Origin of the sequence: Pseudomonas sp. NFIX28, from assembly GCF_900107395.1 — a bacterium.
In the GTDB taxonomy this organism is placed as follows: domain Bacteria; phylum Pseudomonadota; class Gammaproteobacteria; order Pseudomonadales; family Pseudomonadaceae; genus Aquipseudomonas.
The window spans coordinates 282,176-307,377 of record NZ_FNPW01000008.1 but is presented as its reverse complement, the minus strand read 5'-3'; the positions used below and the strand labels follow the sequence as shown (position 1 = coordinate 307,377).

26 protein-coding genes are annotated in these 25,202 nt (G+C 62.9%); 7 read left to right on the top strand and 19 right to left on the bottom strand.

Features of this window, described 5'->3' with window-relative positions; translation table 11 throughout:
* Positions 1-698, bottom strand: a 698-nt coding sequence (locus tag BLV20_RS17780) for an electron transfer flavoprotein subunit alpha/FixB family protein (RefSeq protein ID WP_092303634.1), incomplete at its 3' end; no start/stop codon positions are given.
* 2 nt (positions 699-700) lie between these two features.
* Positions 701-1,450 carry an electron transfer flavoprotein subunit beta/FixA family protein gene (locus BLV20_RS17775; RefSeq protein WP_007928126.1) on the bottom strand — a complete coding sequence of 250 codons (750 nt, stop codon included), beginning with the start codon at positions 1,448-1,450 and terminating at the stop codon, positions 701-703.
* Positions 1,451-1,997: 547 nt separating this feature from the next.
* Here BLV20_RS17775 and BLV20_RS17770 point away from each other — a divergent pair.
* On the top strand, positions 1,998-3,662 hold the full coding sequence (locus BLV20_RS17770) for an electron transfer flavoprotein-ubiquinone oxidoreductase (RefSeq protein WP_092303632.1): 1,665 nt from the start codon (positions 1,998-2,000) through the stop codon (positions 3,660-3,662).
* Between the two features lie 178 nt (positions 3,663-3,840).
* Here BLV20_RS17770 and BLV20_RS17765 read toward each other — a convergent pair whose 3' ends face one another.
* Positions 3,841-4,731 (bottom strand): AraC family transcriptional regulator, encoded by an 891-nt coding sequence (locus BLV20_RS17765; protein WP_092303630.1) that lies wholly within the window; start codon positions 4,729-4,731, stop codon positions 3,841-3,843.
* 180 nt (positions 4,732-4,911) lie between these two features.
* On the opposite strand from BLV20_RS17765, the gene BLV20_RS17760 reads away from it, so the two are divergent.
* Positions 4,912-5,964, top strand: a complete 1,053-nt coding sequence (locus BLV20_RS17760; protein ID WP_092303628.1) for an NAD(P)-dependent alcohol dehydrogenase — start codon at positions 4,912-4,914, stop codon at positions 5,962-5,964.
* 409 nt (positions 5,965-6,373) lie between these two features.
* On the opposite strand, the gene BLV20_RS17755 is transcribed toward BLV20_RS17760, so the two are convergent.
* Positions 6,374-6,853 (bottom strand): GNAT family N-acetyltransferase, encoded by a 480-nt coding sequence (locus BLV20_RS17755; protein WP_092303626.1) that lies wholly within the window; start codon positions 6,851-6,853, stop codon positions 6,374-6,376.
* 262 nt (positions 6,854-7,115) lie between these two features.
* Between BLV20_RS17755 and BLV20_RS17750 the strand changes: the two genes are divergently transcribed.
* The 3 genes from BLV20_RS17750 to BLV20_RS17740 all read left to right on the top strand — a co-directional run bounded on the left by BLV20_RS17750 (position 7,116) and on the right by BLV20_RS17740 (position 8,579).
* A complete protein-coding gene (locus BLV20_RS17750; RefSeq protein ID WP_092303624.1) occupies positions 7,116-7,766 on the top strand; it encodes an HD domain-containing protein in 651 nt (216 codons plus the stop codon).
* 209 nt (positions 7,767-7,975) lie between these two features.
* The gene (locus tag BLV20_RS17745) at positions 7,976-8,293 is read left to right on the top strand and encodes a hypothetical protein (RefSeq protein ID WP_092303622.1); all 318 of its coding nucleotides are present in this window, start codon (positions 7,976-7,978) and stop codon (positions 8,291-8,293) included.
* A 31-nt stretch (positions 8,294-8,324) separates the two neighbouring features.
* On the top strand, positions 8,325-8,579 hold the full coding sequence (locus BLV20_RS17740) for a hypothetical protein (protein WP_092303620.1): 255 nt from the start codon (positions 8,325-8,327) through the stop codon (positions 8,577-8,579).
* A 67-nt stretch (positions 8,580-8,646) separates the two neighbouring features.
* Here the strand turns inward: BLV20_RS17740 and BLV20_RS17735 are convergent, their stop codons facing one another.
* Entirely contained in the window at positions 8,647-9,627 is a 981-nt protein-coding gene (locus BLV20_RS17735) for a DUF3829 domain-containing protein (protein WP_092303618.1), read from the bottom strand.
* Positions 9,628-10,008: 381 nt separating this feature from the next.
* Between BLV20_RS17735 and BLV20_RS17730 the strand changes: the two genes are divergently transcribed.
* On the top strand, positions 10,009-10,389 hold the full coding sequence (locus BLV20_RS17730) for a termination factor Rho (protein ID WP_092303616.1): 381 nt from the start codon (positions 10,009-10,011) through the stop codon (positions 10,387-10,389).
* A gap of 70 nt (positions 10,390-10,459) precedes the next feature.
* Here BLV20_RS17730 and BLV20_RS17725 read toward each other — a convergent pair whose 3' ends face one another.
* The 8 genes from BLV20_RS17725 to BLV20_RS17690 all read right to left on the bottom strand — a co-directional run bounded on the left by BLV20_RS17725 (position 10,460) and on the right by BLV20_RS17690 (position 17,953).
* Entirely contained in the window at positions 10,460-11,386 is a 927-nt protein-coding gene (locus tag BLV20_RS17725) for a PfkB family carbohydrate kinase (protein WP_092303614.1), read from the bottom strand.
* Positions 11,379-12,845: a purine-cytosine permease family protein gene (locus tag BLV20_RS17720; protein WP_092303612.1), complete on the bottom strand. Its 1,467-nt coding sequence runs from the start codon at positions 12,843-12,845 to the stop codon at positions 11,379-11,381. The genes BLV20_RS17725 and BLV20_RS17720 overlap by 8 nt, the downstream gene beginning before the upstream one ends.
* Before the next feature lie 160 nt (positions 12,846-13,005).
* Complete coding sequence (locus tag BLV20_RS17715) at positions 13,006-14,004, bottom strand: ADP-ribosylglycohydrolase family protein (protein WP_092303610.1); 999 nt, start codon at positions 14,002-14,004, stop codon at positions 13,006-13,008.
* Positions 14,001-14,714, bottom strand: a complete 714-nt coding sequence (locus BLV20_RS17710) for a GntR family transcriptional regulator (RefSeq protein ID WP_092303608.1) — start codon at positions 14,712-14,714, stop codon at positions 14,001-14,003. Before BLV20_RS17710 ends, BLV20_RS17715 begins: the two co-directional genes overlap by 4 nt.
* A gap of 70 nt (positions 14,715-14,784) precedes the next feature.
* Positions 14,785-15,348, bottom strand: coding sequence for a DUF1285 domain-containing protein (locus BLV20_RS17705; protein WP_092303606.1), 564 nt, complete (start codon positions 15,346-15,348; stop codon positions 14,785-14,787).
* A gap of 21 nt (positions 15,349-15,369) precedes the next feature.
* A complete protein-coding gene (locus BLV20_RS17700; RefSeq protein ID WP_092303604.1) occupies positions 15,370-15,972 on the bottom strand; it encodes a DUF4823 domain-containing protein in 603 nt (200 codons plus the stop codon).
* A 234-nt stretch (positions 15,973-16,206) separates the two neighbouring features.
* On the bottom strand, positions 16,207-17,175 hold the full coding sequence (locus BLV20_RS17695) for a GTP 3',8-cyclase MoaA (RefSeq protein ID WP_092303602.1): 969 nt from the start codon (positions 17,173-17,175) through the stop codon (positions 16,207-16,209).
* Positions 17,176-17,314: 139 nt separating this feature from the next.
* A complete protein-coding gene (locus BLV20_RS17690) occupies positions 17,315-17,953 on the bottom strand; it encodes a TetR/AcrR family transcriptional regulator (protein ID WP_022643179.1) in 639 nt (212 codons plus the stop codon).
* A 78-nt stretch (positions 17,954-18,031) separates the two neighbouring features.
* On the opposite strand from BLV20_RS17690, the gene BLV20_RS17685 reads away from it, so the two are divergent.
* Positions 18,032-19,165, top strand: coding sequence for an aminotransferase class V-fold PLP-dependent enzyme (locus tag BLV20_RS17685; RefSeq protein ID WP_092303600.1), 1,134 nt, complete (start codon positions 18,032-18,034; stop codon positions 19,163-19,165).
* 217 nt (positions 19,166-19,382) lie between these two features.
* Here BLV20_RS17685 and BLV20_RS17680 read toward each other — a convergent pair whose 3' ends face one another.
* From BLV20_RS17680 to fabF, 6 genes are all read right to left on the bottom strand, one after another.
* Entirely contained in the window at positions 19,383-20,168 is a 786-nt protein-coding gene (locus BLV20_RS17680) for a TatD family hydrolase (RefSeq protein WP_092303598.1), read from the bottom strand.
* 82 nt (positions 20,169-20,250) lie between these two features.
* On the bottom strand, positions 20,251-21,237 hold the full coding sequence (locus tag BLV20_RS17675; protein WP_092303596.1) for a DNA polymerase III subunit delta': 987 nt from the start codon (positions 21,235-21,237) through the stop codon (positions 20,251-20,253).
* Positions 21,230-21,862 (bottom strand): dTMP kinase, encoded by a 633-nt coding sequence (gene tmk / locus BLV20_RS17670; RefSeq protein WP_092303594.1) that lies wholly within the window; start codon positions 21,860-21,862, stop codon positions 21,230-21,232. The genes BLV20_RS17675 and tmk overlap by 8 nt, the downstream gene beginning before the upstream one ends.
* 19 nt (positions 21,863-21,881) lie before the next feature.
* Positions 21,882-23,117 (bottom strand): endolytic transglycosylase MltG, encoded by a 1,236-nt coding sequence (mltG, locus tag BLV20_RS17665; protein ID WP_092303592.1) that lies wholly within the window; start codon positions 23,115-23,117, stop codon positions 21,882-21,884.
* A 3-nt stretch (positions 23,118-23,120) separates the two neighbouring features.
* A complete protein-coding gene (gene pabC, locus BLV20_RS17660) occupies positions 23,121-23,936 on the bottom strand; it encodes an aminodeoxychorismate lyase (RefSeq protein WP_092303590.1) in 816 nt (271 codons plus the stop codon).
* Complete coding sequence (gene fabF / locus BLV20_RS17655; protein ID WP_092303588.1) at positions 23,936-25,180, bottom strand: beta-ketoacyl-ACP synthase II; 1,245 nt, start codon at positions 25,178-25,180, stop codon at positions 23,936-23,938. The genes pabC and fabF overlap by 1 nt, the downstream gene beginning before the upstream one ends.
* Positions 25,181-25,202: the final 22 nt, after the last annotated feature.

The following is a 25,202-nucleotide window of genomic DNA, read 5'->3' as shown; positions in this document are numbered from 1 at the left end:
GCGTCGACCGCGGCGCGCGAAGCACCGACGGCAGCGCCCAGCTTGTCGGCCAGGGCGTACAGGTGTTTGAAGTTGTCACCGTTCTGCATGCCGCGGCCGCCGGAAACGACGATCTTGGCGGCGGTCAGTTCAGGACGGTCGGACTTGGCCAGTTCTTCGCCGACGAAGCTCGACTTGCCTGCATCGTGAGCGGCAGCAACCGCTTCGACAGCGGCCGAACCGCCTTCGGCGGCAACGGCGTCGAAACCGGTGGCGCGCACGGTGATGACTTTCACCGCGGCGTTCGATTGCACGGTAGCGATGGCGTTACCGGCGTAGATCGGACGCTTGAAGGTGTCGGCGCTTTCTACCGAGATGATCTCGGAGATCTGGTCGACGTCCAGCTGCGCGGCAACGCGCGGCAGGATGTTTTTACCGTTGGAAGTGGCAGCGGCCAGGATGTGGCTGTAGCCCTTGCCTAGCTCTGCTACCAGAGGGGCAACGTTTTCCGGCAGTTGGTGAGCGTAAGCGGCGTTGTCGGCCGACAGGACTTTGCTCACGCCAGCGATTTTCGCAGCGGCTTCAGCCACCGCGCCAGCGCCCTGGCCTGCAACCAGTACATGAATGTCGCCACCGATTTTGGCAGCGGCAGCCACGGTGTTCAGCGTGGCCGGGGCCAGCACCTTGTTGTCGTGTTCAGCGATTACCAAGATAGTCATGATCAGATTACCTTCGCTTCGTTTTTCAGTTTCTCGACCAGTTCAGCCACCGACTTGACCTTGATACCCGCGCTGCGTGCAGCCGGCGCTTCGACTTTCAGGGTCTTGTTGGTGGAGGCGGTGGAAACGCCCAAAGCGTCCGGAGTCAGCACTTCAAGCGGCTTCTTCTTGGCTTTCATGATGTTTGGCAGGGACGCGTAGCGCGGCTCGTTCAAACGCAGGTCGGTGGTGACGATCGCTGGCAGGTTCAGCGAAACGGTTTGCAGGCCGCCGTCGATTTCACGGGTCACGGCAACCTTGTCGCCCGACACTTCGACCTTGGAGGCGAAGGTGCCTTGAGCGTAACCGCTCAGGGCCGCCAGCATCTGACCGGTCTGGTTGTTGTCGCTGTCGATGGCTTGCTTGCCAAGGATCACCAGCTGCGGCTGTTCCTTGTCGACCACGGCCTTGAGCAGCTTGGCCACGGCCAGGGAGTTCAGTTCATCAGCGGACTCGACGAGGATGGCACGATCGGCACCCAGCGCCAGGGCGGTACGCAGTTGCTCTTGAGCAGTAGCGGGACCGATGGAGACGACGACGATTTCAGTCGCTACGCCTTTTTCTTTCAGGCGTACGGCTTCTTCCACTGCGATTTCGCAGAAAGGGTTCATCGACATCTTGACGTTGGCGAGGTCGACGCCGGAATTGTCCGCCTTGACGCGAACCTTGACGTTGTAATCGACAACGCGTTTGACAGCTACAAGAACCTTCATGGATTCCTCGTTACTCTCCGGTGAAAAGAAAGTCGCCTAGGCGAACCTGGCGGTTGATGCTCATCGGGCACAAGGGCACCTCTAAAAACGCTGGCATTTGACTCTTGCAACAGCAGACAGATGACCCTGCTCACGGGATGACGACCGTTCGTCAGTGGCGACTGATCGGTCATTCTTTATCGCGGCGTGTAAACTGCGCGTTGCGTCACCTTGTACTGCCTTCGCCCTGTCTTTAGAGGTGCTCTTGAAACCAACAGTCAGCCTACGGCGAGCGCAAAACCGACCGTATCTTGACCGGAACGCCTATTCTGGTCAATACGCCAAAATGGCCAGTCATAAGCCGCGCTTCTTTGATTTACATGGGCTGCAGCAAATTCAAACAAACGTTTGTATTGGACGCTAAGAGTGGTGTAGATATAATGCGCCGCCCAGAGAGAAAGGCGGGTCGCTCATTGTCCACTCCCCTGTCCGGCGGAGAAAACCATCGATGCGACACCCAACCTCCAATTAGAAAAAAACCGTTGAGCCTTGAGTAGGAGATAGCCTAGTGGAACGCGAATACATGGAATTCGACGTGGTCATCGTCGGTGCCGGCCCCGCTGGCTTGTCCGCTGCCTGCCGACTGAAGCAGAAGGCCGCCGAAGCCGGTAAGGAAATCAGCGTCTGCGTGGTCGAGAAAGGCTCCGAAGTCGGTGCTCACATTCTTTCCGGCGCCGTGTTCGAACCGCGCGCCCTGAACGAGCTGTTCCCGGACTGGAAGGAGCTCGGCGCCCCGCTGAACACCCCGGTCAAGCGCGATGACATCTATGTCCTGAAAAACGCCGACAGCGCGACCAAAGTTCCCGACTTCTTTGTGCCCAAGACCATGCACAACGAAGGCAACTACATCATCTCCCTCGGTAACCTGTGCCGCTGGCTGGCCCAGCAGGCCGAGAACCTGGGCGTGGAAATCTACCCGGGCTTCGCCGCCCAGGAAGCCCTGTTCGACGAGAACGGCGTGGTCCGCGGCATTATCACCGGCGACCTGGGTGTCGACCGCGAAGGCAATCCGAAGGAAGGCCTGTACACCCCCGGCATGGAACTGCGTGGCAAGTACACCCTGTTCGCCGAAGGTTGCCGTGGCCACATCGGCAAGCAGCTGATCAAGCGCTTCAACCTGGACAGCGACGCCGACGCCCAGCACTACGGCATCGGCCTCAAGGAAATCTGGGAAGTCGACCCGTCCAAGCATCAGCCAGGCCTGGTGGTCCACACCGCCGGCTGGCCGCTGGACATCATGGGCACCGAGAACACCGGCGGCTCCTTCCTTTATCACCTGGAAAACAACCAGGTGGTGGTCGGCCTGATCGTCGACCTGTCCTACAGCAACACCTACCTGTCGCCGTTCGACGAATTCCAGCGCCTCAAGCATCACCCGGTGCTCAAGCAGTACCTGGAAGGCGGCAAGCGCATCAGCTACGGCGCACGCGCCATCTGCAAGGGCGGCTTGAACTCGCTGCCGAAGATGGTGTTCAAGGGCGGCGCGCTGATCGGTTGCGACCTGGGCACCCTGAACTTCGCCAAGATCAAGGGCAGCCACACCGCCATGAAGTCCGGCATGCTCGCCGCGGACGCCGTGGCCGATGCGCTGTTCGCCGACTCCGAAGGCGCCGACGAGCTGAACACTTATGTAGAAGCGTTCAAATCCAGCTGGCTGTATGAAGAGCTGTTCGCCAGCCGCAACTTCGGCCCGGCGATCCACAAATACGGCGCGATCATCGGCGGCGGTTTCAACTGGGTCGACCAGAACTTCTTCGGCGGCAAGCTGCCGTTCACCCTGCACGACACCAAGCCGGACTACGCCTGCCTGAAGCTGGCGGCGGACTGCAAGAAGATCGACTACCCGAAACCGGACGGCAAGCTCAGCTTCGACAAACTCAGCTCGGTGTTCATCTCGGGCACCAACCATGAAGAAGAGCAGCCTTGCCACCTGAAGCTGGCAGATCCGAGCATTCCGCTGAACAAGAACCTGCCGCTGTACGACGAGCCGGCTCAACGCTACTGCCCGGCCGGGGTGTATGAAGTGATCACCAAGGAAGACGGCGAGAAGCGCTTCCAGATCAACGCCCAGAACTGCGTGCACTGCAAGACCTGCGACATCAAGGACCCTGCGCAGAACATCAACTGGGTCACGCCGGAAGGCTCGGGCGGCCCGACTTACCCGAACATGTAAGGCGTACACTGAAAGAAAAAAAGGCCCCCGCATGGGGGCCTTTTTTATTGCCTGCGCCACTGCCCTGCTTCCTGTAGGAGCACAGCTTGCGTGCGATAAGACTTGGGCGGTGTGTCTGTCAGAACGCCTTAGAATTCATCGCGGGCAAGCCTCGCTCCTACAGAGCGGTGCCGCCCCATCACGCTGCTCGTTCATCCCCCGGATTGCGCTCGAAGTAGCGCTTGTATTCGCGGCTGAACTGCGAGGTGCTCTGGTAACCCACTCGATGCGCCACCTGGGCCACGCCCAGCCCCTCCCCCAGCAGCAACTGCTGCGCCTTGAGCAAGCGCAGGCGCTTGAGGTACTGCACCGGCGACAGCAGCGTGCTGCGCTTGAAATGCTCGTGGAAGGTCGAGGCGCTCATGTTCGCGCAACGGGCCAGGGTCTCGACGTTCAGCGGCTCGGTGTAATGCTCGTGCAAGTGATTCAGCGAAGCGGATATCCGCGCGAACTGCCCATGCTGCTCCACCAGCGCGCGCAGCACATCGGCCTGCGGTCCGCGCAAGACGGTGAACATCAGTTCGCGCACGCGCGCCTGGCCCATGACCTTGCACTCCAGAGGATCGTGCAGGCAGCGCAGCAGGCGCTCCACGCAACCGCGCAAGGTATCGTCGAGCACCACCGAGGTCATCGACTCCGGGGTCTGCGCCTGGGCCGTGCGCCCCGCGGTCACGCCCATCGCCAGCACCAACTCGCCCAACAGCGCCCGGTCGATGGCGATGGACACCCCCAGCAACGGCGCATCGGGCATGGCGAAAGTCTCGCACTCGAAAGGCACCGACAGCGCCTGGATCAGGTAATGCCCGGCGCCGTATTCCAGGGTTCGCGGCCCCAGGTACGCCAGCTTGCTGCCCTGGGCGATGATCATCAGGCTCGGCTCGTAGATCTGCGGGCCACGGGCCACGTCGCAACTGGCCCGCAACACCTGGACCCCGGGCAGCCCCGTGGGAACGAAACCGTCGCGGGTCGCAAGAGGCTGGATCAGGGACACCAGAGTGGCGTTGGCATCGAGATGGCGAGTTAACAACATGGAGAAAGCTTCACGGAAAAAGGGATGAAAACATCATCGCAGGTCTGCACGCCAATACCGCGCGCAAAGGGCCGATGCCGGAGGAATAGGCATGACATGCCGAGGAATCGCCATGTTCGCCCCGGGGAGCGGCGCCGAGAATGGCCCGCCTCATCTGTCAGTGCTTTTGCGAGGTTCATCATGTACACCGCCATCGGTTATGCCGCCCAGTCCGCCACCACGCCCCTCGCCCCCATGAGCTTTCAGCGACGCAGCCCGCGCCCCGACGACGTGGCCATCGAGATTCTCTACTGCGGCGTCTGCCACTCCGATATCCATCAGGCCCGTAACGAATGGGGGATCGCCGTGTACCCGCTGATGCCGGGCCACGAAATCGTCGGCAAGGTCACCGCCGTCGGCGCCCAAGTGACCAAGCACAAGGTCGGCGACCTGGTCGGCGTCGGCTGCATGGTCGACTCCTGCCGGCATTGCGAAGCCTGCGCCGCCAACCTGGAGCAATACTGCCTGGAAGGTCCGACCATGACCTACGCCACCCCGGATCGGGTCGACGGCAGCAACACCCTGGGCGGTTATTCCGACAGCATTGTGGTCAGCGAGCACTTTGTCGTGCGCATCCCCGAGAAACTCGACCTGGCCAGCGCCGCGCCGATCCTCTGCGCGGGCATCACCACCTACTCGCCGCTCAAGCATTACGGAGTGAAGGCCGGCGACCAGGTGGGCATTCTCGGCATGGGCGGCCTGGGCCACATGGGCATCAAGTTCGCCAAGGCCCTGGGCGCAGAAGTGACCCTGTTCACCCGCTCGGCGAGCAAGGCCGAGGAAGCTCGTCGCCAGGGCGCCGATCATGTGATCGTCTCCACCGACGCCGAGCAGATGAAAGCCGCGGCCGGGCGCTTCGATTTCCTGCTCGACACCATCCCGGTGCAACACGACCTCAACCCCTACCTGGATACCCTGCGTTTTGACGGCGTGCATATCCTGGTCGGCCTGATCGAACCGGTGGACCCGCCCGTGCATGCCGCCAAGCTGGTGCTGGGCCGTCGGGTGCTGGCCGGCTCGCTGATCGGCGGCATTGCCGAAACCCAGGAAGTGCTGGATTTCTGCGCCGAGCACAACATCACCTGCGACATCGAAATGCTCGACATCCGCCAGATCAACGAGGCCTACGCGCGGATGATCGCCGGCGATGTGAAATACCGCTTCGTCATCGACATGGCCACCCTCAAGCAATAAACCCAATCTTGTAGGAGCGCGGCTTGCCGGCGATACGGACGCCGCGGTACATCAGTTACACCGCCTCGCGGGCAAGCCTCGCTCCTACCCGGGGGTCGACCAAGAGTGACCCGCCGTAAGGGCGGAACCCTAAGCGGCCGTGACCGCAGGAATGGATATGTACTCTGTCCGAAAAAGGCAGCGCCGGGAGGGACGCCATCGCAGGCAATCGAGCGTCGACCCGCTGCTTCTACAAGCTTTGCAAAGAACCTCGTCCGCGCTCGCCCATATGGCGGGTGACGCCTGCTGGCCTGAGCCCTGGTCGAACGACGGCAACCCTGAGCTTGAGGGCTGCCTTGAGAATGGAGTTGGCTGTCAGGATTGCTAGCGCGAGCGAGCTCGCTCCTGCACGAAAGAAACGCCGGGTAAATCAGCCCTGGGCGAACGCACGCAGCACATCGCCATCCATGCGATACCTCACCCACTCTTCCTGCGGCTGCGCGCCCAGGGATTTGTAGAACTGGATCGCCGGCTCGTTCCACTCCAGCACGCTCCACTCGAAACGCCCGCAACCGTTGTCGCAAGCGATCCGCGCCAAGTGCCGCAGCAGTTGCTTGCCGGCGCCGCCGCCGCGTTGCATCGGGGTGATGTAGAGGTCTTCCAGGTACAGGCAATTGCTGCCCAGCCAGGTGGAATAGCTGAAGAAAAACACCGCGAAACCAATCGGCACGCCGTCGCGCAGGCAGATCAGCCCGTGGGCCGTGGCGCCCTCGCTGAACAGGCTGCGCTCGATGTCCGCGACGCTGGCGACGACTTCATGGCGAGCGCGTTCGTAATCGGCCAATTCCATGATGAAGGCAAGGATTTGCGGTGCATCGCTGGGCACGGCGGGGCGGATTTCGACAGACATCGGCGGGTCTCGGTTGGAAGGCAGGCGGCCATATTAGATCGACAGGGGAAGGACATGCACGGGTATTTCACGGTGATATGCCCAGGCGTCGCGACAGGTAATTGTCCATGTCGGAATTGCCCGATACCTGTAGCCGCTGCCGCAGGCTGCGATCGAACCCGCAGGGGGCGCACGATAGTGAGATCGCTGAAGGCCTTCGGCCTTATCGCAGCCTGCGGCAGCGGCTACAGTGTGCGCCTGTATTTTTTACTGTTTGGCCGACATGACTTCCGACGCTTTTGCTCCCCTGCCCGAACTCGCCAACACCCTGCTGCCCCACGCGCTGGAGCCCGTCGACGACGGCGCCCACGACCTGTCGCACCTGCAGCGGGTGTGGGCCAATGTGCGGCGTATCGCCCGCGAAGACGGCGGCGACCTGCACGTGCTGCTGGCCGCCACCCTGCTGCACGATTGCGTGGCCGTGGAAAAAAGCTCGCCGCTGCGCGACCAGGCCTCGCGCCTGTCGGCGGAAAAAGCCGCGACCCTGCTGCACCGCCTGGAGTGGCCCGAAGCGAAGATCGCCGCGGTGGCCCATGCCATCGAAGCCCACAGTTTTTCCGCCAGCATCCGCGCCGACACCCTGGAGGCGAAGATCCTGCAAGACGCCGACCGTCTCGATGCCCTGGGCGCTCTCGGCGTGGCCCGCACCTTCTACGTCGGCGGCCGGTTGAACCGAGCCTTCTACGATCCCCACGACCCGCACGCCGAGCACCGCGATTATGACGACCTGAACTTCACCCTCGACCACTTCCACACCAAGCTGCTGCACCTGGCCGAGGGTTTCCAGACCGTGACCGGCGCGCGCCTGGCACAGGTGCGGCATGCCCGCCTGAAGCGCTTCATGGACGAATTCATCGATGAGATCGGTGGCTGACTTACTCCGCTGCGGGCTAATCCTGAAGCCTGGCTGGACATCGCCCTGCCGAACTGGCTGATCAGCGTCGGGCGCCAGGTCTGGCGCGGGCTGAAATCCGACGGGGTGGCGCAGGACGCCTGAACCGTTCGTCGTTCATCAGGCACCAATCAAAATCGCCGGCAGCCCAAGATCAGGTAGCGACTCTAAAAACGAATGGAGGCGACATCATGATCAAATCCAGGCTGACAGTTCTCGCCCTGGCCGGGCTGCTGTGCTCGACGGCCTTCGCCGGCGCCAGCGGCCCGACCGATCCGGTGGAGCGGCCAAGATCCCCGGCCACCCAAGGCTCGCCGAACATCAACATCAACCCGCCACAAGTCGATGAAAGCGCCATGCCCCCCGCCACGGGTACCGACCCGCGCATCCAGGGCGACGGCACCGATCGCCAGGGGCGCGCCGGGACCCTGGACACCAACCCGCCCGACAGCAAACCGAAAACCACCACCGGTGGCTCGGGCTCCGAAGGCACCGGCACCTACCAATAGCCGCGCGCACCTTTCCCCTGCAGAGGTCAGCATGAACGTCGACAAAGAACTGGAAAAAGAAGTGCTCACCCGCTTGCTGCATGCCCACCCCAACGGCCTGGGCACGGAAGTGCTGGATAACTATCGCGGTGAGAAAGCAGTGGCCGACACCCTGGCGAGGCTGGAGGAGCTCGGCTGGATCCAGGAGGGCCATCTCAACCGCGACCAGACGGGCGAATATATCGTGGATCCGCCAATCAAACTGACGTCCACCGGCGTCGAAATGGCCCGCAAGCTGGACACCTAGCCGACGGCCAGAGGCCGCTCATCGCCACTGGCGCCCGCGTGGCGACGCGGGCGCCAGCAACCCCGACTCAGCAGGTTGGATGGTTGAAGCGGTTGATCATGTTGCCGTAGGTGCGGTTGTAGCGGTTCGCCGAGCGGACGATGCTCGAACTCTGCATATGCGCCGGCAGGTTCTTCATCGCGCCTTCGGGAGCGCGCTTGTACACCCCATCCTTGACGTCGCGGATGATCGAACGCGACTGGCCGATGAACTCATTGATTTCCAGCATGCCGCCACCGCACGACTTGCCGCTCTCGGCCGCCTGGGCACTGACCTTGCCATTCCAGCCCGCGGCCGCGTCGGCCACCAGTGCCAGGGACTTCTCGAAAGCCGCCAGGGCCTGCGGATCGTTCGGTTCGGCGAACAGCGTCTCGGCATCCGCGGTGTTGAGCTTGCCGTAGTAGATCAGCCCCGCGCGGTAATAGGCCGCGGTGTCTTTCGGCGCCTCATCGAATGCCTGCTTGGTCAGTGCCAGGTCACGTGCCCCAAGGCCGGCGTAAAAATCCTGCTCCTTGGCGCTGACCGCCGTCAGGGCGGCAAGATAGGCCTGGCTCTGCCGACGAGCCAGGTCGCCGTTGTCGCTCAGGTAGCCTTTGGACGCGGCGTAGTTCTGCAGCTCGTGGCTCAGCGGCGAGAGGGTTTTCAGGGCCGCGGAAAACGCCTGGGCCGATGCGTCCACTTCCGGAATCGGCGTATCGATGGCCAGGGCGCCATCCAGGGCCCGGCTCAGGCGATCGATGAGGATATCGTTGCCCACGCTGAAAGCGGTGATCGGCGCCTTGCCCGCCAGGGCCGGTACCTCGTACTGCTGATAGCGCTGCAAGAACGTCTGGAAGGACTCGCTGATGCTGTTCGCCGCACCGACGTACTGGTTGTATTTGTCGATTTCCTGTTGCCGGGCATCGACCTGTGCAGCGGACTGGCTGGCCTTTTCCGTCTTGTCGCCACAGCCGGCCAGCAACACCGCGCCGCCCATCAGGGCCGCGGCCAGAAACATCCGAGTATTCATTGCTTCATTCCTTGGAAAAACCGGCCACGCCCGCACGGCAGCGGCAGAGCGGTGGCGAGGTTGGGTTTACAGAACAGGGGATTTACGGCAGGCATCAACCGACAGGTCGGCATAAGAATCATCCATGAGTAACTCGCGAAAAGGCCTGACAACTCATCAGACGCATCCATTTCCGGGGCCGGCATTGTGCGAGACTTCTTCCGCCCTGGCAAACCTCAAGCCGCCCCTGGCCTGCCCCTTGCGCTCAATACCGGGCTTTTTACCATAGCCGCCACCACCCTCTGGCGGCCCGCATCGATAGCCCCATTCGTCGATTCTCGGGCACTTATCGGCCACTTTCCCGCCCCAATTTCAGGTACCCATTGCCAAAGGAGAGCCCTCATGCCTCGTGGAAGCAAAGCCAAATACACCGCCGAGCAGAAGCGCAAGGCCGCGCATATCGAAGCCGGCTACGAAGACAAAGGCGTGCCCAAGGAAGAGGCTGAAGCGCGCGCCTGGGCCACAGTGAACAAGCAGTCCGGTGGCGGGGAACGGGCCGGCGGCTCCGGGCAACGTAAACCGGCCTCGGAAAAGACCGCTGCGCGCCGGTCCTCGGCCAGGCGTGCCGCCGCCAGCCGCGAAGGACATGCCCGCAACAGCACCACGTCGCTGAGCACCCAGACGAAGGACAGCCTGCTGCAGGAAGCCCGGGTGAAGAACATTCGTGGCCGCTCGACCATGAGCAAGCAGGAACTGATCGAGGCGTTGCGCAAGGCCGATTAGCCCGCTATCGCAAGCATGCTCGCTTCTGCGGGGGCCCATGCAATTCCTGCAGGCGCGAGTGTGCTCGTGATCAGGCGCCGCGCCCGTCGATCAGCGCATCCACTTGCGCCGCGCCCGGCGCGGTGGCCGGTCCCCAGCGCGTCACCGCCAGGGCCGCCGCGGCGTTGGCCCGGCGCGCCGCCTGTAACGGCTCGAACCCTTGCGCCAGGGCGGCGACGAAGACCCCGGCATGGGCATCGCCGGCACCGTTGCTGTCCACCGCCTGGACCTTGAAGCCCGGCACATGGACGCTATCGCCATGCTGGCTGACCCAGCACCCCTGCGGCCCGTCCCTGACCACCAACAACACCTCCTGCGGCAGCCCTTCATGCAGGCGTTGCAGGGCTTGGGCGATGGTCGAGGCGCCGGTGAAGCGCAAGGCCTCGACGCTGTTGCTGGTCCAGATATCGATACGCGGCAGCAGCCGGCGCATCGCCGCGCTGTCTGGCGAATCCACCAGGGGGCCCGGGTCGAACACCACGCGGATCGCTCGTGGCAAGGCCAGCAGCCAGTCCAGCAACGCCTCGGCCTTGCCGTCATGCAGCAGGCTGTAGCCACTGACATAGACCGCGTCGTCGGCCTGCACCGCGACATCGGCCAGGTCCTCGGCGGACAGCTGGCCTTCGGCACCGATGTAGGAAATGAAACTGCGTTCGGCCGTGGCCTCGGTCAGCGCCACGCACAAGCCTGTGTCTTCGGTACGGCTGGCCTCGAGAGTGAGCTGGATGCCCTCGGCGCGCATCGCCTCACGCGCCAGGTCACCGAAGCGGCCGTTGCCGTGCCGCCCCAAATACAGTACCTGCAAGCCGTTACGCTGGGCGGCGGCCATCACGTTGAAACCGCCGCCGGCCTCGAAGCTGGCTGATTTCGCCAGCACATCGCCGCCAGGACTGGGCAAGCGCTCCACGGACATCACCAGATCGACGATGACCTGACCGGTGTGCAGCATCCTAGGCATTGGCATTCTCAACAAAGGCGGCGCGGCGGTCCCGGGCCCCGCCCAACACGGCATACACCCCACCGGCCACCAGGAAGGTGACGATCCAGCCCAGGCCGTTATGGCCCAGCCAGGAATCGGCCAACGGTCCGGCGAACCAGACGTTGTCGGCGGTGGTGCCGATGGTGGTGAAGCTGAACCCCAGCGCTATGGCCAGCACCCAGGCACCGCAGGCCCGCCATTCGACACCGCCGAGATACCAGTAGGCGCTGCTCGGGCTGACGTCCAGCAGGTCCTTGGGGCTGTAGTAGTGACGATGGATCAGGTCGACCACGAAGATCCCGACCCAGGCGGTGAGAGGCACTGCCAGCAAGGAAATGAAGGTAATGAATGGCCCGTAGAAACTCTCGGCAATCAGCATGAAGTAGATCGAGCCGGCGAAGATCGCCACGATGTCCACCACCACCGCGTACACCCGCTTGACCTTGAGCCCCAGGGTCAGGGTGGTCAGGCCGGCCGAGTACACCGACAGGTTGTTCGACAGCAGCAGGCCGCCGAAAGCGGTGATCAGGTACGGCACCGCCATCCAGGTCGGCAGCATGTCGCGAATCGCCACGATCGGGTCGGTGGCCGAGGCCAGGTCATCGTTGCCCACCGACAGCAGGCCGCCCAGGGTAATCAGCAGCACCAGCGGAATGCCGGCACCGAAGGCCGCCGACGCCACCAGGCGCGAGGCCTTGACGCTGCTGTGCTGGTAGCGCGACATGTCGGCACCGGTATTGGCCCAGCCGATACCGGTGCCCGCGGCCATGGTGCCGATACCGATGATCATTGCGCTCAATGGCGCCGGGGTGGCGTTGAACACCGCGCTCCAGTCGATGGTGGCGCAGAGGAAGCCACCCACCAAAAGGTTCAGCGCGCCGAACACATAGGTGGCCCACTTCTGGATCACCAGCAGGGTCGCGTGACCGAGGCCGGAGACGGCCAGGGTCAGCAGCACGAAAATCCCGATGAACACCAGGGTCAGCAGCGGCGCGCTCTTGGCCTCCACCGGCGAGCCGAACAGGATCGAGCACAGCGACAACAGGACGAAGGCGGCAGTGGTGGTGTTGACGGTTTCCCAGCCCACCCGCGACATCAGCGATATCAGGGTCGGGCCGATATTGCCGCGCACGCCGAAGATCGCCCGCGACAGCGTCAGGCTCGGCGCCCGCCCGCGACGGCCGGCGATGGAAATGATCCCCACCACCGCGAACGAACCGGCGGCGCCGAGGATGGCGACGATGATCGCCTGCCAGATCGACAGGCCACGAAAGGCCACCAGGGTCGCGCCCAGTGGCAAGCCGAGGATGCTGATGTTGGCGGCGAACCAGACCCAGAACAGTTGCAGCGGATGGCCGTTGCACTCGCCTTCCGGCACCGGCTCGATGCCGCGGGTTTCCAGCTGCCCGGCGCTTTGCCCGGGGTTCGATGCACTCATGAAGAAAACTCCTGTTGCCTTGTTGTGATTGTCGGCAATTTCGGAAGTCGATCAGACATCCCGGCACTCCTCGCCGTGTTCCTGCTATCCATGGCAAAAATGCTGCAGCGACGGACTCGCGCGCAGGTCGCGGGAGCCTTGGCCATGCGGCCAGTCGCAGTCAACGCAAGGCCAGCAAGCCCTGCACCAGAGGCTCGAGATCCAGGTCGTTGACCTGCTTGACCTGCTCGATCAAGGCGGCCGGCCAGCCGGCCATGCCTTGGCAGGCACCGAGCATCGCACCAAGCATGGCGGCAATGGTATCGGTATCGCCCCCCAGGCTCGCGGCCATGCACAGCGCTTCGAACGCTTGCAGCTCGCCGATGGCCACCTGATGCGCCAGGGCAAAGGACACCACCACCGATTCCTGGGACGCGACCGAGGTGCCGATCAGGTCATACAGCAGATCGGCCAGCAATGCCTTGTCGCTCTCGACGCTGAGGGTGCGCGCCCAACTGATGCGCGTGGCAATGCGGCCACCGGCCACCCAGTGGCCATGTCGCTCCGCCTCCAGGGCAGTCTGCACGCCGACCTGCAAGGCGTCGCCCAGCGGCACGCCATTGATCCCGGCGGACACCACCGCTGCCACCGCCGCCGCGCTGGAGATGCCCAGCGTGGTGTTATGGGTGACCTGGCAGGCCTCGACCACGGCGCGGATAAAGGCCTGGGCATCCTCGACATTCGCCGCGATGCCCACCGGGGTGATACGCATCGCCGCGCCGTTGGTGCTGCCATAACGCCCGGCTTCTTCGGTGGTATGCCCGGCGAGAATCATCTCGATCGCGCGCTTGGTCGAAGGCCCCAGCAGGTCCCGGGAACCCTTGGCCTGCATTGCCGCTTCCCACTCGATCAGGCTGTGGGCCAGCGCCGCCGGTTCGATCCGGCCCTTACCCGCCAGCAGCAGGTCGCCGACCAGGATCGCCTGCTCGGTGTCGTCGGTGATCGAGCCCTTGGGCATGTTGGCGGCAATCGGCTGGTCGGGGCCGGCGTCTTCCAGGCGATGGATGGCGCCGAAACGCTGCTTGATCTGCTGCCGGCTCAAGGACTGGGTCGGCATGCCCAGGGCATCGCCCAGGGCCAGCCCGTAAAAGGCGCCCAGCGCGCGATCCAGCGGGGTCATTTCTGCGCTCCGAATTCCAGGTGCAGGCGAAAGTGCAGCGGGTCGAGAAAACTTTCCACCTGTTCCATGAAACGCCCGCGGCGGTCATAGGTGGTGCGCAGTGCCTTGAGAAACACACTGCCGGTCGGACGCCCCAGCAGTCGTGCCTCTTCTTCCCCCAGTGGCTCGGCGCCGATCCATTGATCGCCGCGCTCACCGATGTAGCCGTAGGCGGCCAGGGTAATGGTCAGGGAATCATCGATCAGCCCTACTCGCGGCAGGCTCTCCAGGCCTCCGGTGGCAGGCATCAGGGAACGCTCAAGGGAAACCACAGTGCCGTCGGTAGAGCGCCGGCGTCGGTCCAGGGCAATGAATTGGTCGGTACCGAAACGGCTGAACAGGTCGGGACGTTGCACCGCCTCCAGGCGCAGCACCTCGGTGTTGATCAGCGCCCCGCTGTCCGCCAGGGCCTGGGCCCAGCCGTTTTGCTGGTCCAGCACCACACCGTCAAAGGTGACGATGGAGCCGACCCCGCTCTGGGTGGCGATGTAGTTACGGCGCTTGAGCTCGGCCAGGGCCTCGCGCAAGGTGCCACGACTCACCGAGAATTCCTGGGCCAACTGATGCTCGCCCGGCAGCTGGAAACCGTCCTCCATGAGGCCGCTTTCGATGCGTCGGATCAGCTCATCGACCACGCGTTTTTTCTTGTCAAATCGAACATGTCTAATCATGTACAAATTGATACCCGAAACAGGATCTTCGTCGCAAGATATTTATTCGATCAACAAGATATTTCCGGCCTCAGGGCTCCAGGCCAATCGGGAAGAACACCCCGCCGCTCCACACGCCCAGCCAGTTCTGACCGTCGATCGGACGGCTCACCGCCAGCTCCACCAGTTGGTAGAACACGTTGCGGTGTACCAGCGCTTCCAGGTTGCTGCGCACATGAACGTAAGGCGCCGGCTCCTGGGTCTGCGGGTCGATCACCACGCGCAGCGGATGCTCGCTGCCGGCGCTGAGCTGCTCGTCGACATTGGTGGTAAAGCGCAGGACTTGAGCCTCGCCCTCCCCTTCGACCTCCAGGGTGACGGCGACAAAGGGCGCGCCATCGACCTTGATGCCAACCTTTTCCACGGGGGTGATCAGGAAGTAGTCGTCGCCGTCGCGGCGAATGATGGTGGAGAACAGCTTGACCATCGGCTTGCGGCCAATGGGCGTGCCCAGGTAATACCAGGTGCCGTCGCGGGCGATACGCATGTCGATATCGCCACAGAAGTCGGGGTTCCACAGGTGGACCGGTGGCAGGCCCTTCTCGGCCTTGGGAATCTGCGCCAACAGATCGTTGGCTTTGCCCGGACCACTCATGCTGCTCTCCTCGTGCTTGGCTTAATCGCTCAAGCCTAACAGGCTGCGGGCGTATTGTTCGAGCGGCGCGCCAAGCAGTTCTTCCGGCTTTTTGTCGTGGAACGTCAGTAAACCGCCACGACTGCGAATGCGCGCCGTGTCGACCAGGTATTGGGTACTGGTCTCGATCAGCATGATCTGAATCACGCCGTTGTCGATCCCCAGGCGATCCACGGCTTCCTGGTCGAACCATTCATCGGAGTTGCCGATGCGGTCGTCGGCCTTGGCGAAACGGGTGTACAGCAGGTAATGCGCCCCCACCTCGCGAGCCTCGGCCATGGCCTGCTCCAGGCCCTCCGGAGCCCGGGCGCGGCGGACCATGGGGAAATATTCGATAAAGCCCTTGAAGGCTTCCTCGGCCACCACATTGGGCCGCGGGTAGGCGCTGCCCGGCGGCACAAAGGCGCCCTGGGCGATGAAAATGAACGAGTCCGGCTGAACGCGGAACGAGTTGGAGCGCTGGGTATTACTGTGATCGAGGAAACCCGCATCACTCATGTGATAGCGAACGCCCTCGCCCATATCGCTGACATTCATGCAGCCGCCGAGCCCCAAAAAAGCCAGCAGCAAAACCAGGCTACGCATCCTTCCCTCCAGAAGCCGGTGACGGAAAACCGGCGAATGGCCACGAGATGCAGCTTCCGCGCCAGCTCAGGCGCCTGTAGCCGCTGCCGCAGGCTGCGAATGGCTGCGCAGCAGCCACAAACCTGGTGAAGGCTATTGGCTGGAGAGAAATGGGTCGCCTGGATTGGCGAGGGCTGCGCCCTCGATCGCAGCCTGCGGCAGCGGCTACAGAGAGACGGGAATCAGGGAGAACGCTTAGCCGCCGATGATTTTCATCACCGTCGCGCCGCCGGAAAACGCCACATCCTGCTTGTCACCCAAGGCCTTGACCAACAGGCGCTGCAAGGCCGGCAAGGCTTGATGGCGCGGCTTGTCCAGCAGGTCGCCGACGTAGTGCCGGTTGCTCGACGACAGGCAACCGTGCAGCCAGCCGGTGGACGACAGCCGCAGGCGCGAGCAGGTCCGGCAGAACGGCACGCTTTCGTTGGCGATCACGCCAAAATGGCCCAGCCCCGGAATTTCATAACGCACCGCCGTGGCGTCCACCGGCGCCTCGGCCTGCAGGTATTCGTAGCGCTCGCCAATCAGGCTCAACAGTTGCTGGAGGCTGACGAACTGCTGCAGGAATGCATTGGAATCGTTGGCCAGGTGGCCCATGCGCATCAGTTCGATAAAGCGCAGCTCATAGCCACGCTCCAGGCAGTAGTCGAGCAGCGGCATCACCTGATCGAGGTTCTGCCCCCGCAGCGGCACCATGTTGACCTTGATTTTCAGGCCCGCCGCGCGAGCCTGGTCCATGCCGTCGAGCACGGTGGCCAGGTCGCCGCCACGGGCGATACTGCGAAAAGCCGAGGCGTCCAGGGTGTCGAGGGAAACGTTGATGCGCCGGATACCGGCATCCACCAGCAGCGGCAGCTTGCGCGCCAGCAACTGGCCGTTGGTGGTCAGGCTGATGTCTTCCAGGCCCATCTGCCCCACCGCGCCCATGAAGGTTTCGAGCTTGGGGCTGACCAGGGGCTCGCCGCCGGTGATGCGCAGGCGCTCGATGCCGGCCGCCTCGATCAGGTAGGCCACGCCGCGTGCCATCGCCTCGGCCGACAACTCGTCCTGGGCAGCCACCAGCCGCTTGCCGTTGGGCACGCAGTAGGTACAGGCATAGTTGCAGGCAGAAGTCAGGCTGATACGCAGGTTGCGAAAACGCCTGCCTTGACGGTCAACGATCATGGATGACTCCGGCGAAGGAAGAGTGAACCGACCAAAACCTGACTCAAAAATCAGGTTTTGGCAAGCCCCATGCCTGAGTATATTCCTGGGACACTGCGCCATATAGAGAAATCATGGCGCCATAAGGCGACTGAATGAATCAGCTGCCGGAGGTATCGGGATCGCGCTTGCGCTTGTTGCCCATGCGCACGCCGATGTCCATCAGGAACTGGAAGAAGCCTTCCTGGTCTTCCAGCACGTTGCTCCAGAACGGCGAGTGGTACAGCGCCACCGCGCCATGCACCAGCGCCCAGGACGCGCAATAATGGAAGTAAGGCGGCACGTCCTCGAGCTTGCCTTCGCTGATGCGGCCCTTGATCAACAAGGTCAGGCGTTCGAAGTTGGAAGCACGGATCTTGTGCAGCTCCTCGACCATTTCCGGAACCTGGTTGCCCTTGACCACCTTCTCTTCCAGGCGATCGAACAGCCGGTAACGCTGTGGATCACGCATGCGGAATTCGAAGTAGGCCCGGGACAGGGCTTCCTTATCCTTGTCGACGTCGGCAGAGTGCAGCAGCTCGTTCAGGTCGCGCTCGTAATCGAGCATCAGGCGCAGATAAATCTCCGCCTTGGACTTGAAGTGCTTGTAAATGGTCCCTTTGCCGATACCAACGGCATCAGCGATCATCTCGACGGTGACGCTGTCTTCACCTTGATCGAGGAACAGCTTGAGCGCGGTATCGAGAATTTCTTGCTCGCGGCGACGAAACTCACGGACCTTACGAGGTTCTTTCTGCATAAGAAAAGGTCTGTCGGGGTCAAAATCGAAGCCGCGTATTATGCCTAAATTGCGCCAAAATGCACGGATCATCCGACCATGACTATGTTTCTTGATGAATTTGTACAGGCCCCGGGCCTGCGTTATTTGAATCATGCGGCGGTCGCACCCTGGCCGAACCGGGCCGCCGAAGCCGTGGCGCGCTTCGCCAAGGAGAACGTTTTACTGGGCGCGCGGGACTATTCGGACTGGATGGCCCTTGAGCAACGCCTGCGCGAACGCCTGATGCGCCTGCTAAATGCACCGTCAACGGATGACATCGCGCTGGTCAAAAATACTTCGGAAGCATTGTCATTCGTCGCTTTTGGCCTGGCCTGGGAAAAAGGTGACCAGATCGTCATCAGCGACGAGGAATTTCCCTCCAACCGTATCGTCTGGGAAGCCCTGGCCGGCCAGGGCGTGGAGGTGCTGCAGGTCAGCCTCAAGGGCGATGATCCGGAAGGTGCGCTGCTGGCCGCCTGCGGACCGCGCACCCGGCTGATGGCGATCAGCGCGGTGCAGTTCGCCAGCGGCCTGCGCCTGGACCTGCAACGCCTGGGCGCCGGCTGCAAACAGCAGAACGTGCTGTTCTGCATCGACGCCATCCAGCAGCTGGGCGCGCAACCTTTCGATGTCCAGGCCTATCAATGCGATTTCGCCATGGCCGATGGCCATAAATGGCTGCTCGGCCCTGAAGGCCTCGGCGTGTTCTATTGCCGCAGCGATCTGCGCGCGCAGCTCAAGCTCCACGAATTCGGCTGGCACATGCTCGAACACATGGGCGACTACAGCCGCAACGAATGGGAGCCGGCCAAGAGCGCCCGGCGTTTCGAGTGCGGCAGCCCGAACATGCTCGGCGCCATGGCTCTGGAAGCAAGCCTGTCGTTATTGGAAGAAGTGGGCATGGAGCAAGTGGCCGCCTTGATCGCCGAACGGGTCCAGTGGCTTCAGGAAGGCTTGAGTGCGATACCCGGGATACGCCTGCATACCCCGCTCAATCCCGCACGGCGCGGTGGAATTCTCTCGTTCAGTATCGATGGCATCGATAATCGGCAGGTGCATGAAGCGCTGCAGCAGCAACAGGTTGTGTGCATCCCTCGCGGCCCGGGAGTCAGATTTTCGCCGCATTTTTATACTGAAAAACGCGTGATCGACGAAACTCTTGCCATTGTTGCTGACATTGCACGGCAATGAGAACTCAAGCTAAGCGCGCGTATTCCAAATATGTTTAAAAAACGAGCAAGGCCAACTGGACTGAATTCAATAGTGATCAATACTTGAGGTGTCGGCGTGACATCTCCCCCAAGTGAAGCGCCGATGAAGGTACCAAGGGATGGCGTACCTTTGTTTTACTCCTAATGGTCTTAACCCGGATTCACCCCCCAGAACCCGGGTTTTTTTTGCCTGCGATTTAGCCTTTGACGTGCGCCAGCGGGAACAGCCGCTTGAAGTTTTCAGTGGTCTGCTCGGCAAAACGCTCGTAGGGCTCCCCACGCAACATGGCCAGGAACTCGGCGACTTCACGCACGTACTGCGGCAGGTTGGGCTTGCCGCGATAGGGAATCGGCGCCAGGTACGGCGAATCGGTTTCCACCAGCAAACGGTCGGCCGGCACCTGGCGCGCCACGTCCCGCAGCGCATCGGCATTGCGGAAGGTGACAATTCCGGACAGGGAAATATAGAAACCCAGGTCCAGCGCCGCCTTGGCCATGTCCCAGTCTTCGGTGAAGCAGTGCAGGACGCCGGCTTGCGGCAACGCCGCCTCGCGCAGCAGGGCCAGGGTATCGGCGCGCGCCCCGCGGGTGTGGACGATGACCGGCTTGCCGGTCTGCTGCGCGGCCTGCAGGTGCAGGCGGAAGGACTCCTGCTGCAACTGCGCCGCTTCCGGCTCGTAGTGGTAATCCAGGCCGGTTTCGCCGATGGCCACCACCCGCGGATGGTTCAGCTCCTGCAGCAGCCAGTCGAGGGCTGGCACGGCGCCAGGCTGGACATCCAGGGGATGGACGCCGACCGAGCAATCGACGTCGTCATAACGTTCGGCCAGGGCTTTGACGTCTGCCGCATTGTCGGCGCTGATGCCAATGCACAGGAAGTGCCCGACACCGCGCTGACGCGCCGCGTCCAGGGCGGCATCAAGGGAGCCGTCGTGCGCGGCGAGGTCGAGGCGATCGAGGTGACAATGGGAATCTACAAGCATAAGAAGCGGCAACCACATTCGGTCAATGAACAGGCCGGCCCGAGCGACAGCCGGCGATTCGGTGTGTTTCCAGGCGCTGCCGTCAGTTGCGGGCAGGCAGTGCAGACCACTGCACCAGCAAGGCTTCGAGCAGCAGCACTCGATTGAGGTTGGCCTTGCTCAACACCTTCTGGCGCTGGGCAAGGACCCAGTCCTGGATTTCCAGGACCTTGGCCTGGGAAGACTTCTGCGCCAGGTACTGCACCACTTTGCGCATGTCGGCCAACCCCAGCCCCTCCTCGTCCTGCGTCAATTGATAACGCAGGATCAGGTTCGACCAGTCGCAAAACCAGTCGAACAGCTGCAACAAGGGAATCGCATTCCAGCCTTCGGCCAGTTGAGTCGGCGATTGCTGCTGCTTGAGCAGCTTCTTCACCCCGTCGACCACCTGCGCCCGCTGTTCGCGCGCGCCCTGGGCTTGCAGGCTGACAGCCGCCAGCGGCGAACCGGCAGCCAGGGTCAACAGCTCGACTCGCTCTTCTTCCGAGCAGTCGGGCAAGGCCTTGCTCAGCCACTGCAGGCTCATGGCCTCGCTAGGCAAAGGACAGGCCTGCTGCACACAGCGGCTTTTAATGGTCGGCAGCAAACGGCTGGGCTGGTGGCTGACCAGCAGCAGCACCGTATCGCCGGACGGTTCCTCGAGGCTTTTCAACAGCGCGTTGGAAGCGTTGATGTTCATCGACTCCACCGGCTCGATCAGCACCACTTTGCGCCCGCCCAGTTGCGCGGTCTGCACCACGAAGCCGACCAGCTCGCGCACCTGGTCGACCTTGATCGCCTTGTCCGCTTCCTCCGGCTCCAGCACGTAGTTGTCGGGGTGGCTGCCCGCTTGCAACAGCAGGCACGACTTGCACTGCCCACAGGCATCCAGCCCGGCCGGACGCTGGCACAGCAGGCGCGCCATCAGGCGCTCGGCCAGTGCACGCTTGCCGATGCCCGCCGGGCCATGCAGCAGGTAGGCATGGGCATGCTGTGCACGGCCGGCCAGTTGCTGCCAGAGCTCATCCTGCCAGGGAAAGGCCTCAGCCACGGTGCAACTCCAGCAGTTTCGGCAACAGGGCGTCCAGCGCTTGCTGGACCTGGGACAGCGGCTGCGACGCATCCACCAACAGATAACGCGCCGGATCGGCCTCCGCGCGCTTCAAGTAGGCTTGGCGTACCGCATCGAAGAACGCCCGCCCTTCCAGCTCGAAACGGTCCAGGCGGCCACGGGCGCTGGCGCGTGCCAGGCCCACTTCGACCGGCAGGTCGAATACCAGGGTCAGGTCGGGTCGCAATTGCCCTTGGACGAACTGCTCCAGGGTGGCGATGCGTTCCATGGACAAACCACGACCACCGCCCTGATAGGCATAAGTGGAGTCGGTAAAACGGTCGCACAGCACCACTGCGCCACGCGCCAGTGCTGGGCGAATCACTTCGGCCAGGTGCTGGGCGCGCGCGGCGAACACCAGCAGCAGCTCGGTGTCGGGACTCATGATCTCGTCGCCAGGGGTCAGCAACAGCTCACGGATCCGCTCGGCCAGCGGCGTACCGCCCGGCTCGCGGGTCAGCAGCACCTCGATGCCGGCGGCGCGCAGGCGCTCGGCCAGGTATTCGCGGTTGGTGCTTTTACCAGCGCCTTCCGGGCCTTCCAGAGTAATAAACAAGCCAGTCACGGGCAGTCCTTAATCAAAATCATTGCGGGCTTTTCGGCTCGGGCTCGATGGGAGTTTCGACCGGTGCTTGCGGCGCTTGCTGCGGGCTCACCTGAGGCGCTTGCTCGGAGGATTCTTCCCGAGAAGACGCCTGGGAAGCCTCCTGCGGAACCGCTTCGGGCGTTGTGCCAGGTGACGCCGCAGGGATCGACTCCGCAGCTCCGGAAGCCGCCGGGCTACCAGCCGGTGCCGGGCTGGATCGATAATCGGCGCGCCGCTTGAGCTGGAACTCGCGCACGGCATTGTTGTGCGCCTCCAGATCGTCGGAGAACACATGGCTGCCATCGCCACGCGCCACGAAATACAGGCTGCTGCCCGGCACCGGATTGAGCGCGGCATGGATCGCCTCGCGGCCGACCATGGCAATCGGCGTCGGCGGCAAGCCACTGATCACATAGGTGTTATAAGGCGTCGCTTCTTTCAACAAGGCGCGGGTCAGCTTGCCGTTGTAGCGCTCGCCCAGACCGTAGATCACCGTCGGATCGGTTTGCAGCAACATGCCAACTTGCATGCGGCGCACGAACACCCCGGCAATCTGCCCCCGCTCCTGGGGTACGCCGGTTTCCTTTTCCACCAGCGAGGCCATGATCAACGCCTGATAAGGCTCGGTATAAGGCACGTCGGCCGAGCGTTTGTTCCACTCCCTGGCCAGCACTTCATCCAGGCGGTTGTAGGCTTTTTCCAGCAGTTCGGCATCGGTCATCCCGCGCACGAAACGGTAGGTATCGGGAAAGAACCGGCCCTCGGGAAACACTCCGGGGTGCCCGAGCTTCTCCATGACTTCGCTATCGCTCAACCCATTCAGGGTTTGCTCGAGCTTGTCATGCCGCGCCAGCGCAGCGCGCACCTGGCGGAAGGTCCAGCCTTCCACCAGCGTCAGGCTGTACTGCACCACTTCTCCGCGCTGCCAGACACCGATCAGGCCTTGCGCGGTCATGCCGGGGGTCATGCGATATTCGCCGCTGTGCAGCGGCTGCCCTTCCATGTTGAAGCGCCAATACAGACGCAACCAGAACGCGTCCTTGAGAACGCCATTGGCTTGCAGGCGATTGAAGGTGCCGCCCGGAGTGGAGCCGGCAGGCACATCGAGCAATTGCTCTTGAGTCAGGTTGAGAGGCTGCTCCAGCGCCGAGTTCAGCTTCCAGGCCGAGGCGCCCAGCGCCAGACCGGCCAGAACCAGGCCGGTCTCCAGCAGAAGCAATAGTTTACGTCTCACAAATCAGGCATCCAGTAACGTGCGGGCAATGCGTTGCAGTTTACGGGTCACTGGTCCGGCCGACCAGCGCAGTGCGCCACAGGCAAGCACCGGCCAGATGCCATAAACGCTGTTGCAGACAAAGACTTCATCAGCCTGTTGCAACTGTTCGAGACTGATATCGGCGATTTCCGTGGGAATAGCCAATGACGCGGCCTGAAACAATATTTCGGCACGCATCACTCCAGCGACGCCGCAGCGGCTTAAATCGGCAGTGAACAAGCCGCCATCGCGCACCAGGAACAGATTGCTGAACACCCCCTCGATCACCCGCCCGGAAACGTCGAGCATCAGCCCTTCGGCATGCTCGGCGTCCTGCCATTCGGAGCGGGCAAGCACCTGCTCCAGTCGGTTGAGGTGCTTGAGGCCAGCGAGCAAGGGCTGTTCGGACAAGCGGGTGACGCAAGGGAACAGCCGAACTCCCTGCTCGGCATGGACTGCAGGATAAGCTGCCGGCGGATTGCCCTGGAGGATTCGCCGTGGCTGCGCCCGCGGGTCGGCGGCATAACCACGCTGACTGTCGCCACGGGTGAGGATCAGTTTCAGCACGCCCTCGCCTAGTTGCGAGGCGTAGGCGTTGAGTTCGCTGCGGATCAACGCTTGATCGGCAGCAATGGCCAGGCGCGAACAGCCCTCGGCCAGACGCAGCAGATGCCGCTCCAGCAACAAGGGCTGGCCAGCCCTCACGGCGATGGTCTCGAACAGGCCATCGCCATAGGCCAGGCCGCGGTCCTTGAGCGACAGAACGTCAGCCGGCCGACCGTCGACCCAGCTGTCCATCAGCCAGCGAACCGGCGGAACACCAGGGAGCCGTTGGTCCCGCCGAACCCGAAGGAGTTGGACAACACCACATCGATGTCCATGCTGCGCGCGGTATGCGGCACGAAATCCAGGTCGCAGCCTTCATCCGGCTCATCGAGGTTGATGGTCGGCGGCGCTGCCTGGCTGTTGATCGCCAGCACGCTGAAGATGGCCTCGATAGCCCCTGCCGCACCCAGTAGGTGACCGGTCATGGACTTGGTGGAGCTGACCGCCAGCTTGTAGGCGTGATCGCCGAATACGCTCTTGATCGCTTCGGCTTCCGCCAGGTCGCCAGCCGGTGTCGAGGTACCGTGGGCGTTGATGTACTGCACCTGGTCGACGTTCAGCTTGGCGTCACGCAGCGCATTGGCGATGCAGCGGGCAGCACCGGCACCATCGGCGGGTGGCGAAGTCATGTGGTAGGCGTCGCCACTCATGCCAAAGCCGATCAGTTCGGCATAGATGGTCGCGCCGCGGGCCTTGGCGTGCTCCAGCTCTTCGAGCACCAGCGCGCCGGCACCGTCGGACAACACGAAGCCATCACGGCCTTTATCCCAAGGACGGCTGGCACGAGTCGGTTCATCGTTGCGGGTCGACAACGCACGGGATGCGCCAAAGCCACCCATGCCCAAGCCGCAAGCCGCCATCTCAGCGCCACCGGCGATCATCACGTCGGCTTCGCCGAAGGCGATATTGCGAGCGGCCATGCCAATGCAGTGGGTACCGGTGGTACAGGCCGTGGAGATGGCGTAGTTCGGCCCCTGGGCACCCAGATGGATGGACAGGAAACCGGAAATCATATTGATGATCGAGCCAGGCACGAAGAACGGAGAAATTCGACGCGGGCCGGAATCATGCAGCGTGCGGCTGGTTTCTTCGATATTGGTCAAACCGCCAATACCCGAGCCCATGGCCACGCCGATTCGCTCACGGTTGGCATCGGTCACTTCCAGGCCGGCATTGCGCACCGCCTGAAAACCGGCCGCCAAGCCGTATTGAATGAACAGGTCGAGTTTGCGGGCCTCTTTGACCGACAGGTATTCCTCGACGTTGAAGCCCTTTACCGAGCCGCCAAAACGGGTGGAATAGGCAGAAAGGTCGGTGTGTTCGATCAGACCAATGCCACTGCGGCCAGCCAGAATGCCCTGCCAACTGCTCGGAACATCCGTACCCAGTGGCGACAACATACCCATACCGGTGACTACGACGCGTCTACGCGACACAGCACTCTCCTTTTTTCTAATG

Bases quoted from the DNA above. Each gene is read 5' to 3' on its own strand.
- BLV20_RS17775 (WP_007928126.1), bottom strand. From the start codon at position 1,450: ATGAAGGTTCTTGTAGCTGTCAAACGCGTTGTCGATTACAACGTCAAG.
- BLV20_RS17765 (WP_092303630.1), bottom strand. From the start codon at position 4,731: ATGTTGTTAACTCGCCATCTCGATGCCAACGCCACTCTGGTGTCCCTG.
- BLV20_RS17760 (WP_092303628.1), top strand. From the start codon at position 4,912: ATGTACACCGCCATCGGTTATGCCGCCCAGTCCGCCACCACGCCCCTC.
- BLV20_RS17755 (WP_092303626.1), bottom strand. From the start codon at position 6,853: ATGTCTGTCGAAATCCGCCCCGCCGTGCCCAGCGATGCACCGCAAATC.
- BLV20_RS17750 (WP_092303624.1), top strand. From the start codon at position 7,116: ATGACTTCCGACGCTTTTGCTCCCCTGCCCGAACTCGCCAACACCCTG.
- BLV20_RS17745 (WP_092303622.1), top strand. From the start codon at position 7,976: ATGATCAAATCCAGGCTGACAGTTCTCGCCCTGGCCGGGCTGCTGTGC.
- BLV20_RS17740 (WP_092303620.1), top strand. From the start codon at position 8,325: ATGAACGTCGACAAAGAACTGGAAAAAGAAGTGCTCACCCGCTTGCTG.
- BLV20_RS17735 (WP_092303618.1), bottom strand. From the start codon at position 9,627: ATGAATACTCGGATGTTTCTGGCCGCGGCCCTGATGGGCGGCGCGGTG.
- BLV20_RS17730 (WP_092303616.1), top strand. From the start codon at position 10,009: ATGCCTCGTGGAAGCAAAGCCAAATACACCGCCGAGCAGAAGCGCAAG.
- BLV20_RS17725 (WP_092303614.1), bottom strand. From the start codon at position 11,386: ATGCCTAGGATGCTGCACACCGGTCAGGTCATCGTCGATCTGGTGATG.
- BLV20_RS17720 (WP_092303612.1), bottom strand. From the start codon at position 12,845: ATGAGTGCATCGAACCCCGGGCAAAGCGCCGGGCAGCTGGAAACCCGC.
- BLV20_RS17715 (WP_092303610.1), bottom strand. From the start codon at position 14,004: ATGACCCCGCTGGATCGCGCGCTGGGCGCCTTTTACGGGCTGGCCCTG.
- BLV20_RS17710 (WP_092303608.1), bottom strand. From the start codon at position 14,714: ATGATTAGACATGTTCGATTTGACAAGAAAAAACGCGTGGTCGATGAG.
- BLV20_RS17705 (WP_092303606.1), bottom strand. From the start codon at position 15,348: ATGAGTGGTCCGGGCAAAGCCAACGATCTGTTGGCGCAGATTCCCAAG.
- BLV20_RS17700 (WP_092303604.1), bottom strand. From the start codon at position 15,972: ATGCGTAGCCTGGTTTTGCTGCTGGCTTTTTTGGGGCTCGGCGGCTGC.
- BLV20_RS17695 (WP_092303602.1), bottom strand. From the start codon at position 17,175: ATGATCGTTGACCGTCAAGGCAGGCGTTTTCGCAACCTGCGTATCAGC.
- BLV20_RS17690 (WP_022643179.1), bottom strand. From the start codon at position 17,953: ATGCAGAAAGAACCTCGTAAGGTCCGTGAGTTTCGTCGCCGCGAGCAA.
- BLV20_RS17685 (WP_092303600.1), top strand. From the start codon at position 18,032: ATGACTATGTTTCTTGATGAATTTGTACAGGCCCCGGGCCTGCGTTAT.
- BLV20_RS17680 (WP_092303598.1), bottom strand. From the start codon at position 20,168: ATGCTTGTAGATTCCCATTGTCACCTCGATCGCCTCGACCTCGCCGCG.
- pabC (WP_092303590.1), bottom strand. From the start codon at position 23,936: ATGGACAGCTGGGTCGACGGTCGGCCGGCTGACGTTCTGTCGCTCAAG.